The sequence below is a fragment of the Sphingomonas sp. PP-CE-1A-559 genome (assembly GCF_004340965.1).
Taxonomy (GTDB): Bacteria; Pseudomonadota; Alphaproteobacteria; order Sphingomonadales; family Sphingomonadaceae; genus Sphingomonas.
Window position 1 is genome coordinate 1 of sequence record NZ_SLYA01000013.1, and the last position, 12,639, is coordinate 12,639.

Below are 12,639 nucleotides of genomic sequence, written 5' to 3' on the forward strand. Positions count from 1 at the left end.
CACGAGGTCAGGTCGACCCCGATCCAGGCATCGTACGTGAAGGGGCTGCAAATCTCATCTGCTGTCGAAATGCAGCCGCCGCGATACACCATCTTCTGGGTCATCTGCTGGTAACAAACGACCGATTGTTTTAACGATCACCACGGTGGGAGTACGAGGTAGTTGTTCGTTACCTTAAGCTTGGGGTCGTGTTCACAAGTTTGCCCGGTCGCTCTAATTCACCTACCGGCGAATAGGATCGCCTCATACAAACGTTGGATAAGCCAGTGCTGGTTTATCGGGCGGTGCCGACCGCACCAAGCGTTGATCGCCCGAAGGTAAGCTGAGGATCAGAATTCAATTGGTGACGCAGTCGCGCTTGCAGGCATTGCTCCTCGCGCCGTAGATCCCGTTTGGCCATTCGACATCGTAAAGGCATAGCGAAGCGGGGTTAGGGGGATACGGTAGCGCTCAAGCGGGCGGCCCTGTGGGCTCCAGGTGTCCGTACCGCCAAGGCCGCTCTGAACCGCGTCTATCATTACACTGACGTGACCGTGCGGCACGATGTCGCTACTACGACGGGTGCCCGGCGGCCGACGTGATAGGTCTTCGTACGGGAACGCGAGCACATTGGCCGATAGCGGTCGGTCACCTTTCACCGTCAACGTCGTCAAGTTTGTGCCTCGTATGGCCAGCCAACGCACGGCGACCTTATTCCCAGTTTCCTGCGGCCGCATGTAATCGTGATTCTGAGCGGCGATTGCACCAGCCCAACGTCCAAGCGCTGCACCCGTCTGCCGGTCCTGGTAGCTTTCGTGTGGTCCCTTTCCGTACCACTCCAAGTCGGTGTATTCACTTGGCATAGCGAACTCCATCCCAACCCGAAGAGGGGCGGGTAGCGATGTGCCGGTCGGTGTAAATTGCGCATCTACCGCAACCGCCCCGTCGCCATGCATCACGTATCGGCTTTCAAAGTTTGCGGCGCCCTTGCCAACGGCGAAGCGAACGCGAACTGCGATTTCGCTAAGCGTCGAGCGTTCGACGGCAACGCTCTGGACCGTCCTCGATGCTGACGCCGTCTTCCAGATGTCATGCGTGCCGGCGATCTGAGTGCCGATGTCGTTATCGGTAAGCGCACGGTAGAAGTTAGGCGATCCGCCTGTGATGATGGATCGCCCATCCTTGCGATAATCGACCAGTCCAGTGATGCGGTCGATTTGCAATTCGGACCCGCCGCCGGACAGGGTGATGCGATTGGCCGTTTCGCGAACGACTGCCGAACCACTGGAGGCAGCGGTCACACCGCGTGCGGGATCGTTAGGCAGCACGAACTGGTCCCAAGAAATCAGGTGGCCCACTGGCACCAAGGTAGAAGCGTCTCCGCGCGCTCGCGCCGTAAGTGTCAGGACATATTCGTGGCCTTGTTGGCGGGCGGCCGGCAGTGAGACCGACAGTGATCCCTGCCCCCGTGCGGGCACGTCGACCGTCGGCAAGTCGCCGCGCGCGACCTCGATCCCTTCGTCGAGCAAGATCCAGCCGAGATCGAACTCCGAGAGATTGCGGAAATCATTGTGGTTGATCGCGGTGAAGCGCCCGTTCGCCACGTCGTCAGCGCGGAAGGCAATCGGCTGGTAGACTTTGCGCATCTCGAACAGATGGGGGTTCGGCGTGCGGTCGGGCTGGATCAGCCCATCACCGAACTCAATCTCACCGCCAGGGTTGGGACCGTAGAGATTTCCCGTCCCCCAATACGGCTCGCCATTCTCATCTCGTGCGTTCATCGACTGATCGACCCAGTCCCAGATGAAGCCACCCTGCAGCTTACGGTTGGCGTAAATCGCGTCCCAATAGTCGGCAAGATTGCCGCCGCTGTTACCCTGCATGTGGGAATATTCGCACTGGATCAGCGGCTGCGTGAAACGCCGATCATTCGCATATGTAATCGTCTGGTCGACGGTATAATACATCGGAGCGAAGATATCGCCGTAGGGATTAGGCTTAAGCTCCGGCAGAGTACCAATGCCAAGATAACTGACCAGCCGGGTGGGATCCAGACGTCGCGCCTCTGCCATTCCCTTCTCGAACGCTGGCCCGACGCCAGCTTCGTTACCCAGCGACCAGAAGATGATCGACGGGTGGTTCTTGTCGCGCTCGACCATGTTGGCGACGCGCGAGACATGTGCCGCTTCCCATGCCGGATCATAGCCGAGATGATAGAGTTTGCGCTCCTTCTCGCCTTTCCAGCCCATTTCCATGTAGGCGTGCGACTCAACATTCGCCTCGTCCATGACATACAGGCCGTATTCGTCAGCCAAATCGTACCAGCGCGGATCATTGGGATAGTGGGACGTCCGCACGGCGTTGACGTTGTTTCGCTTCATCAGCTCGATATCGCGACGCATCGATTCCATCGAGATGACATGGAAGGTATCGGGATCATGCTCATGGCGATTGACTCCGCGGATATAGACCGGTCGGCCATTAACCTGCAGTTGGCCACCCCGGATCGCCACGTCGCGAAATCCTACGCGTTGTCTGGTCGCCTGAATGACGGCTCCCTTCGCGTCGGTGAGTTCGAGCAGAAGCGTGTAGAGATTGGGCGTTTCCGCCGACCAACTGCGCACATTCGTCAGGCGATCGGCCAGGCGAACGATTTGCTCGGTCCTGCCGGCGCTCACGCGCGCCGTTCGGCGTGACAACGTACGGTCGCCGTCGAACAGCGTCGCGCGCACGGTCATCGCCGCACTGCCGGGCAGCACCATGGCGATAACGTCCAGCGTGCCATCGCGCCAATTATCGGTCAGTCCAGCGCGCACGGTGAAGTCCCTTATGCGCGTCCGAGGCGCGGCCATCAGGAAAACTTCACGCTCGATGCCCGAGACGCGCCAGAAATCCTGATCCTCCAGATAAGAGCCATCGGACCAGCGATAAACGCGCATCGATATGCTGTTTTTGCCCGGACGCAGATGACGCGTGATGTTAAACTCGGACGGCAGCTTGCTATCCTCGCTATATCCGACCTGCTGCCCGTTGACCCAAACGTAGTACGCCGATCCAGCCGCACCGATGTGGAGGATCACGTCCTGACCGGACCAACTAGCCGGCACATCGACGTCGCGTCGATAGGAGCCGACCGGGTTGCGGTCGTGCGGGATCAGGGGCCGGTTTGCGGGGAACGGGTAGGTGACGTTGTTGTAGCGCGCTTGGTCGTAACCTTCCGCTTGCCAGTCGGCCGGCACGCGGATTTGCTGCCACGCGGATATGTCGAAATCGTCTCGGTAGAAGTTGGCGGGAGCGCCATCGACATTGGGCGAGAAGGAAAAGCTCCATTTACCGTTCAGCGAGAGAAAACGGCGCGATGCAGATCGGTCATTTGCAAGTGCAAGCTCACGGCTCTCGAACGCAAAGCCGGTAGCTCGAGCCGGCTCCTTGCCTTGCGCGAATACGGCAGGGTTTTCCCAGTCGGCACGGCTGGCATCGATTTGCGGCGATATAGGGGAAACTGGCCGATCCTGCGCTGACGCGATCGATCCCAAGACGAAGAACCCTGGCAACGTGGCGGCAAGCCATGCGAAACCGGTTACGGGACCAAGCTTCATATCGCGTCGCATCCTCGTTCCCAGACCCGGTGTCGGGCTTAGCAGATGCTATGCCTTACCCAAACGAAAGTGCAAACCCTTTTTCATAGGCGAAAACCCCGAGCGTTCCCGCGATAGGCTGCGTCTGGCGGCGATATTCAGTACGCTAAAGTGTTTATGGGCACTGCAATACCGCTGGCTGATAACAACCTGGCGAGTCCGGGCGACCTAAGCGTAGCCACGCGATCAATAAACCATCAGTTCTTGGCGTAGACTATACGGTCGAAGCGTGCGTATCTTCGTATAGAGCATCAATATTGAAGTAACACACGTCAGTTTCAGAATATTTTATCTGTTAACTTGGTAGGTGTAGCAATATGCGAGGACTTTAGATGTAGTGTGGTTCACGATACTGAACCCCTAAATAGCGTTAAAATCACTCGCGTTCAGGTTTCTAGGGCGACCAGCACGTAGCCGAATTTGAAGCGTGCGTTCGCCCAGTCTTACCGTCCTCGAACCGTCTTCTGCTGAAACAAGCGTTGCGGTGACGAACCGGCCGTTCTTCCAATGCAGATCGACCGCGGTGGAACCTCGCGTGCGCAATCCGGTGATACTGCCGTTAGGCCAGGCAGAGGGAAGGGCGGGCAGCAGGAAGATATCCTTTCCACGACTCTGCACAAGCATCTCCGCTATCGCGGCCGTTCCACCGAAGTTGCCGTCGATCTGAAACGGTGGATGTGCATCGAACATGTTCGGGAAGGTGCGTTCCGGACCAAGCAGGAACTTCAGGATGCCGTAGGCCCGGTCGCCCTCCCGCAATCGCGCCCAGAGATTGATCCGCCAAGCCGTCGCCCAGCCGGTGGCCTTGTCGCCGCGGATCTCCAGCGACCGACGTGCCGCGGCGGCCAACCGCGGGGTGTCCTCCGGGTTGATCTGGTGACTTGGATAGAGGGCATAGAGTTGCGACACGTGCCGGTGCTGAGGCTCGGGCGCGTCCGCATCCCAGTCCGACTGCCACTCCTGCAACTGCCCGCCCGCGCCGATCTTGTCGGGCGCAAGTCGGGCTCGCAGATCCTTGATCTGCGTCATGAAGCTGGGATCGACGCCCAGGATGCCCGCCGCAGCGGCGGTCTGGTCGAACAGGTCGCGCAGGATCTGCATGTCCATTGCGGGTCCCGCGCAGATCGACACGCCCTTGTGGTGCTCGTTCTCTGGCGAGATGGACGGATTGGTGACCATGTGCCCGGTCGTCGGATCGCGCTGAAGGACGTCGACGAAGAACTCGGCGGCGCCGCGCAACAGCGGGTAGATCGCCGCAAGATAGGTCTTGTCCCGGCCATAATCCCAACGATCCCACAGATGCGTGCACAGCCAGGCGCCGCCTGTTGGCCACAAGCCCCAGGACGCGCCATCGATGGGTGCGGTGGCGCGCCAAAGGTCGGTATTGTGGTGCGCAACCCAGCCGCGGGCACCGTACATGTCCCGCGCGGTTCGCGCACCGCTTGCGGCGAGCTCCCGGACCATGGCGATGAGTGGAGCGGTGCATTCGGCCAACCCGGTCGGCTCGGCAGGCCAGTAGTTCATCTCGGTGTTGATGTTGATCGTGTATTTGGAGCCCCAGGGCGGCCGCACGCGATCGTTCCAGATGCCCTGAAGATTGGAGGGCTGCGATGCTGCTCGCGACGAGGCAATCAGCAGGTATCGGCCATAATTGAAATACAATGCCGCCAGTGCCGGATCATCGCTGGTCTCGCTCAGGCGAATACGCTCGTCGGTAGGTTGGTCGGCAGCGGGCGTCCGACCAAGATCGATGCGCACGCTCCCGTAAAGTCGCCGGTGCTCGGCAGCGGCGGTAGCCGCGATACGATCGAACCCGACGGCCGCAGCCGCGTCGATCTGCCTGCGGGTGAGCGCGGCGGGATCGCCCCCGACGTCGTCGAAGCCCCGGTAGCTTGTGGCCATGGCGATCAGGATGGTCACCGTCCGGGCACCACGCACGCCGATCTCGCCGGCCCGGCGCTCCACCGTCCCGCCGTCGTGGAGCACGCGGGCGCGGGCCTCGAACCGAAGCGCGCCGGCGATTCCTTCGCTGGCGGCATTCCTGCCCGACAGGATCAAGGTGTCGTCGGCGATCGTCAGCGATCCGGACTGCGGCGAGCGCAGGCCGATGTCGCAGTCGAGAGAGCCGGCTTTACTCGCGACGAGCCGGACGGCGATGACTTGGTGAACCGGGCAGGCGAACACCGATCGTTCGTGGCGAACGGTTCCGGCGGCGAAGCCGGTCGTCGCGACTGCCGTATCGAGATCTAGTGCCCGTTCGTAGTCACGGACGGAGTCGGCGGTAATCGTTGGCAGGCTGATGAAGAGGTCGCCAAGGGTCTGATAGGACATCTGGCTCAGTGGTTTGCCCATCAGCTTGGCGTTGGCCAACGCCTGGGCCTCCTCAAGACGTTCGGCGAAGACCAGCCGCCTCACCTCGGGCAATGCCGCCAGCGCGTCAGGGTTGACCGGATTGTACGGCCCCCCCGACCACAAGGTATCCTCGTTAAGCTGAATTCGCTCATGATCGACACCCCCGAACACCATGGCCCCGATGCGGCCGTTGCCGATCGGCAGCGCCTCGACCCAGCGTTCTGCCGGTTGACGGTACCATAACCGTGTGTCGGGGGACTTGGACGATTGCTCAGCGAGACTCGCGTGCGGCAGCCCTAGTGCTGCTGCCGTGCCGACGGACCGCTTCAATATGCTCCGGCGGGTGAGTTTGCTGGCGTGGTTGATGTCCTGCACTCCTTACTTGCGGCGGCTGTTGGGTAAGCTGACGGTCACTTGGGCAAATCTACGTTCTTGCCGACGGCGTACGCCGCATATGTTCCGGGAATGCCTGCCGCTGGCTGTCCCGATCCGACGGTCAGTCGATACTCTCCAGGGATCAGCTGGCGATCGCCTTCGGCCGTGACGAAGCTCAGGTCGCGTTGCGATAAGGCGATGGTGATCCGCTTCGTCTCGTGCGGGTTTAGCGACACACGTTCGAAGCCGCGTAGCGCGTGACGCGGAGCACCCTGGAAGCCCGGTGGCGTGATATAGGCTTGTGCCACCTCGTCGCCGGCGCGGTCGCCTGTGTTCGTGACGTCGACCGTTGCGGTTAACCCGTTCTCGATACCGCCCGACGCCGGATCGATGGACAGCTTGCCATAGCGGAAGCTCGTGTAGCTCAGGCCATGGCCGAACGGATAGACGGGCGTCCCCTTGAAGTAACGGTAGGTGCGGCCGGCCATGCTGTAGTCGGTGAACGCCGGCAGGTCGGCGACGCTCTTGTAAAAGGTCAGCGGCAGGCGGCCGGCAGGATTGACCTTGCCGGTCAGCACGTTGGCGACGGCGAGACCGCCCGATTGCCCAGGATACCAGGCCTCGACGATCGCGGCGGCATTGTCCTTTGCCCATGACAGGTCGATCGCGCTGCCGTTCATCGCCACCACGATCAGCGGCTTGCCGAGCGCCCTGGCCCGTTCCAGCAGCGCGCGCTGGTCCGCCGGAATATCGAGCGTCGTCTTGTCGCCGCCCGAGAAGCCCTCGATCTTGATCGGCATTTCCTCGCCCTCCAAATCGGAGGTGAGACCGACCACGGCGACCACGACGTCCGCGTTTGCCGTGCCGGCCTTCAGGTCGAGATCGAGATTGTCGGTGATCCTTTTCCAGAAGATCTGGGCGGGCGGCGCAATGTCGCTCTCGCCCTGCAGGTTGATTGCTACCCGATCGCCCTTCTTCAGTCGCGCGTCGACCAACTGCAGCGGCTCGGCCCAGCGGGAGTAGCGCTTCGCCTCGACCAGCGGCTTGCCGGCAAGCGACAGCGTGCCCTTCACCCCGGTCAATGCAAGACGATAGAGTCCGGTCTCCGGAACGACGAGCGAACCGGTGAACAGGACCTTGTGCTTGTTCGCGACCTGACGGAACTCCGATGCGCGCGAGACGATGCCGGGCTCCACACTGGTCAAGACAGGCTTGACTGCGAAGCGCCGTTCCGCCCCGGGCGGGGGCGCATTCTCGTCGAGAGCATTGTAGTATTCGGTGCGGATGCCCGGGCGACCGTCAGGGGTGACCAGCACGGAGCCAGGTACGGGATCGCCATCGGTGACGGAGGCGGTGAACGGGACAACCGTCACGTCCGCGCCGGGCATAGCTCGCCTCAAGCCGTCTGCGACCGAGATCGGGGGAGCGCTGCGCGTCGAGGAATAATTGCCGCGCAGCACGCGAGTGGCGTCGGACAGCGGCCCGATCAGCGCTACTCTGGTGCCTGGACGGAACGGCAGCGCGCCGTCGTTCTTGAGCAGCACGAGGCTCTTTTCCGCTACGGTCAGCGCCAACTCGCGGCTTTCGGCCGTGTCGATCGCGCTGACCGGTGTCGCGTTGGGTTTGCGCGCGGACAGACCAGGAAGGTCGCCGTTTCGGTAGCGAGCGGAGAAAAGGCGGACGAGCGCGGTGTCGATATCCTCCGTGCGGATATAGCCGCGTCGCAGGGACTCGGTATAGCGATCGCCCAGATCCATGCGACCGCCCAACGTAGCGTTGTTGCACTCGTTGTCGACGCCGTGCGTCAGCGCCACTGCGACGCCGGTCGCGGCATCAGGCGCGTATTTGTGATGTTCGTAGATGTCGACCACCGAGTCGCAGTCCGACACGACATAGCCCCTGAAGTCCCAGGCACCGCGGAGATAATCTCGCAGCAATAGCTGGCTACCGCATGCAGACTGACCATAGACGCGATTGTACGCGCACATGATCGAACCCGCCTTCCCATCGACGATCGCCGCGCGGAACGCCGGGAGGTAGGTATCCTCTAGGTCATGGGCCGTTGGGTAGATGTTGTCGACGTGGCGGCTATGCTCTGGACCGCTGTGCACCGCGAAATGCTTCGGGGTCGCCACGACGTTCGGCAAATCGGGATTGTCGCCCTGGATGCCGTTGACGAACGCCACGCCGATCCGCGCGGTCAGGAACGGGTCCTCGCCATAGGTCTCCTGTCCGCGGCCCCAGCGTGGATCACGGAAGATGTTGATGTTGGGCGACCATGTGTTGAGCCCGGTACCGATGCGCCCCAGGCGCCCCGTCCGTCGGCCTAGCGTATGCAGTCCCTGCACCTCCGTGCTGATCACCTCCGCCACGCGCCGGACAAGGGGCGCGTCGAACGTGGCTGCCAGGCCGATCGGCTCGGGAAAGTTGGTCGTCGGCACGCCGCCCATCGCGCCATGCAGCGATTCCGTCCACCAATTGTAGGCGGGAATGTTCAGTCGGGCGACGGCCGGCGCGGTGTTCAGCAACTGCGCCACCTTCTCGTCCGTCGTCAGCTTGTTGACGATCTCGCGCGCCTTCGCATCGGCTTCCGCCCACGAACCGGCTTGCGCGTTCGCCGGCGCTGCGACGATGGCAACAGCGATAGCCAGCGACGAACCGGTGCTTGTGATTAGCGATTTCAGCATGGGTAACCTTTCCATTGCCCCCTCGGGCGGCGCGTATCCGTCAGCGTTCCGGCTATGCTTTTGACGAGTGTCACCTGGAGTTCACTATCGCCCCCGCACCGCCCGAGGGCGCTAACGAAAGCAAGAGCGACCGTCCGCCTCCGACGCGCGTGGTGAGGGTCCGCAGGCTGTTCATGGTGTCGCCATCTTGCCAGCCCCGCGCCTGCCAGCCGCCGGTGTTCGCGCCTGGACGATCGCGACGCCGGGCAGCGACGAAAGAGCGAAACCGGCCCGCACCACGCCGGTCCTAAGCCGATTTCGTTCGATCATCGGCATGCCGTCCCCTTCACATCGACTTTGCGCTAGACTAGCCAACCTCTTGAACCGAGGCCATCGCTTTTTCGTAGGTGAGTGTCAGTTCTCATTAACAAAAACGTACCGGTTTTGCGCTGTGGTGCGATCCGCCATAGTGTGTGAAGCGAGCGAAGGGTTAGGGTAGGTCGGTGGAACGCAAAGACGTCAAGGGCACCTATGCCGCTCCAGCGCTTGAGAAGGCGTTCGAGGTCATCGAGCATCTGGCCGAATATCCGCAGGGCATGCTGCTCAGCGAAATGGCGGCCCGGCTTGGGCGTACCGTCGGCGAGCTGTTCCGCATTGTCATTGTGATGGAGCGGCTCGGCTACCTGCGTAAATCGGCGACGACCGACCGCTATACCGTCGCCTATAAGCTGCTCGACGTGGCAATGCGCGCTACGCCAGCCCAGCATCTGGTCCGCGCGGCGACGCCGGTGATGCAGGGGCTCGCGCTCGCAGCCGGGCAGTCGTGCCATCTGGTTGTCGCGAACGGCGGCCATGGCCTCGTCGTCGCCTGTGAGCAGCAGCCGGGAACACGCGGCTTCTCGCTGCGCGTCGGGGCCCGGATCGACATGATCGTCAGCTGTTCGGGGCAGGTGATCCTCGCGTTTTCCGGCGAGCAGCGCGCGCAGCAGATCGTCGCAGCAGTCGAGCAGGAGCGAGCGGCGCCAGTAGACCGGCGCGCGCTCACCGACAGCTTGGCGGTCATTCGCAAGCAAGGGTATGACAGCCGCAGGAGCCCGATCACCTACGGCGTCACCGACATCAGCTTCCCGGTGCACGGCTTCGACGGCAACGTGGTCGCGGCGCTGACAATTCCGTTCCTGGAACTGATCGACGGATCGCAGAAGATCGGGCTGGATGCGGCACGCGGCCTGCTGCGAGAGGCGGTGGCCACGATCTCCGACACGCTCGGCTATCAAGCCGGGTAAGTCGCTTCCGGCTTGATCCGCCGGGCATAGATCGCGATCGCGACGAAGCAGACGAGCGGTAGCAGCATTGCGACCGGCACCGTGCCCGCGCGCACCGCGACTAGCCCCATCAGCGGGGGAAAGATCGCCCCACCGATGATCGCCATGATGATGAAGGAGGAGCCGAGCGGCTTGGCCGGCCCGGTCCCTTCGATCCCGAGTGCAAAGATCGTCGGGAACATGATCGACATGAAGAAGCTGGAAAGTATCAGCGCGCCGACCGCGATCCACCCGCCGGCGAACGCCGCGACCGCGCACAGCATGACGTTGGCGAGCGCATAGCCGCCGAGCAGCCGTGCCGGCCGCACCCGTGCCATGATGGCGGTGCCGCTGAACCGGCCGATCATGAACAACACCAGGCTGGCCGACAGGAGGAACGCCGCGTTCCGCTCCGTCACTGAAGGCGTCACGTCCTTCACGAAATCGATGAAGTAGCTCCAGATGCCGACTTGGGCGCCGACGTAGAAGAACTGCGCGATCACCGCGCCGACTAGCGGCCGGTGACGGGCGAGGCGGCGGAACTGGTCGGGCAAGCTCGCGCCGTCGCGCGGCTGGGCGGCGGGCAGGCGGGTCACTGCCACTGCACCCGCGACGAGCAACGCCGCCAACGCGAGTAGGGTATAGGGGAGTTGCACCGTGCTCGCCTCGCTCGCGCGATAGGCGGCTAGCGCGGCCGGACTCATTGCCTCAACGGTGGCGGCCGAATGTTCGACGCCAGAGAAGATCAGCATCGCGCCGATCACCGGCGCCAGGCACGCGCCCAGACCGTTGAACGCCTGCGCCAGGTTCAGCCGCTGCACGGCCGTTCTGGGGTCGCCGAAGGAACTTGTATATGCGTTTGCCGCCGTCTCCAAGCACGCGGCGCCTGCTGCGATCATGAACAACGCGAACAGGAACGCGCCGTAGCTGAGCATCAGGGATGCGGGAAAGAACAGCAGCGCGCCGCTCGCATACAGCAACAGCCCGGTAAGGATGCCCGCCTTGTATCCAAAGCGCCGCATCAGCAGCCCGGCCGGCAACGCGACAACGAAATAGCCGATGTAGAAGACGAACTGAATGAAACCAGCTTGGGCGCGATCGAGGCCCAGCGACTTCTGGAACTGGCGGATCAGGATGTCGTTGAAATTATTAGCCAGCGCCCAAAGGAAAAACAGGCTGATGATCAGCACGAAGCCGAACCGGTAGTTTGGCGTGATGAAGGAACCCGCCGCTTCGGCGGGTTCCATCGGCCCCGTATCTCCCATCATCGCCGTCCTGCTCCCTGTACGGTTATCGTTGTGGCTCATGCTCAGGCGGACGGTGTCGGACAGTCTCCGCTTACCAGACCCTCGGCGCGCAGCGCCTTCCAGAACGCGTCGGGAATCGGCAGGCAGATGAGATCGGCCGTCTGCTCTATCCGGCCGGGACTGCCGGTACCGAGCACTACCGTCGCGACCGCAGGATGGGCGGCGGCGAACTGCAGTGCCGCCGCCGGTAGCGGCACGCCGAACTTCTCGCAGCACCGCTCGATCGCGGCGACCCGGCTGATCACCTCTTCGGGAGCGATGCCATAGTCATAGTGGGGGGGGGCTCCCCGCGTGCCAGTAGCGAGGATTCCGGAGTTGAAGACCCCTGCGCCGACCACGCCAATCCCTCGCGCGCCGCACTGCGAGAGGAAACGCTCCGCCTCCTGCTCGAGCAGGGTGTAGCAACCGGCAATCATCAACAGGTTGAGATCAGCGTGCGCGAGGCTCGCCTCGCAGACCTCGATCTCGTTGACGCCCAGCCCGATCGCAGAGACGACGCCCGCGTCGCGCAGTTCCGTCATCGCGCGGAAGCCGCCGCCCACTGCCTCCGCGAAGGTGCGGTCGTGGTCGGCGCCGTGGGTCAGGCGGCCAAGATCGTGCATCAGCAGCACGTCGATCCGCGCCAGCCCCAGCCGGTGCAGGCTCGCCTCGACCGAGCGCATGACGCCATCGTAGCTGTAATCGTAGACCGGATCGAACGGCATCGGCGAGTGGAAGCCGAACCGCTCGTCGGTCGCAGCGCTGGGTACCAGAAGCCTTCCGACCTTGGTCGACAATATGAACGCGTCGCGCGGCCGCTCGCGCAGCGCATCACCCAGCCGTCGCTCGCTGAGGCCGAAGCCATAAAAAGGTGCGGTGTCGAAATAGCGCACGCCTTGGTCCCAAGCGGCGTTCACCGTGGCGCGCGCTTGGTCGTCGTCGATCCGGCGGTAGAGGTTGCCGAGTGTGGATGCGCCAAAGCCGAACGGACCGCTTGCCGCTAGGCGCTGGAGAATGGCGGGTCGGGATGTTTTCATGG

7 protein-coding genes are annotated in these 12,639 nt (G+C 62.8%); 1 reads left to right on the forward strand and 6 read right to left on the reverse strand.

The window, feature by feature from the left end:
• Nucleotides 1–329: 329 nt before the first annotated feature.
• From C8J42_RS18415 to C8J42_RS20240, 4 genes are all read right to left on the reverse strand, one after another.
• The gene (locus tag C8J42_RS18415) at nt 330–3,578 is read right to left on the reverse strand and encodes a glycoside hydrolase family 2 TIM barrel-domain containing protein (RefSeq protein WP_133021286.1); all 3,249 of its coding nucleotides are present in this window, start codon (nt 3,576–3,578) and stop codon (nt 330–332) included.
• A 399-nt stretch (nt 3,579–3,977) separates the two neighbouring features.
• Entirely contained in the window at nt 3,978–6,344 is a 2,367-nt protein-coding gene (locus C8J42_RS18420; protein WP_243644603.1) for a glycoside hydrolase family 95 protein, read from the reverse strand.
• Nucleotides 6,345–6,379: 35 nt separating this feature from the next.
• Entirely contained in the window at nt 6,380–9,031 is a 2,652-nt protein-coding gene (locus C8J42_RS18425) for a glycoside hydrolase family 3 C-terminal domain-containing protein (RefSeq protein ID WP_133021287.1), read from the reverse strand.
• A 171-nt stretch (nt 9,032–9,202) separates the two neighbouring features.
• A complete protein-coding gene (locus C8J42_RS20240) occupies nt 9,203–9,340 on the reverse strand; it encodes a hypothetical protein (protein WP_165895560.1) in 138 nt (45 codons plus the stop codon).
• 173 nt (nt 9,341–9,513) lie between these two features.
• Here C8J42_RS20240 and C8J42_RS18430 point away from each other — a divergent pair, with 173 nt between their 5' ends.
• Nucleotides 9,514–10,296, forward strand: a complete 783-nt coding sequence (locus tag C8J42_RS18430) for an IclR family transcriptional regulator (protein WP_133021288.1) — start codon at nt 9,514–9,516, stop codon at nt 10,294–10,296.
• Here C8J42_RS18430 and fucP read toward each other — a convergent pair.
• Both fucP and C8J42_RS18440 read right to left on the reverse strand, forming a co-directional pair.
• Nucleotides 10,284–11,582, reverse strand: a complete 1,299-nt coding sequence (gene fucP, locus C8J42_RS18435; protein WP_243644604.1) for an L-fucose:H+ symporter permease — start codon at nt 11,580–11,582, stop codon at nt 10,284–10,286. The two genes, C8J42_RS18430 and fucP, sit on opposite strands and share 13 nt — an antisense overlap.
• Nucleotides 11,583–11,623: 41 nt before the next feature.
• Entirely contained in the window at nt 11,624–12,637 is a 1,014-nt protein-coding gene (locus tag C8J42_RS18440; protein ID WP_133021289.1) for an aldo/keto reductase, read from the reverse strand.
• Between the last annotated feature and the right edge of the window lie 2 nt (nt 12,638–12,639).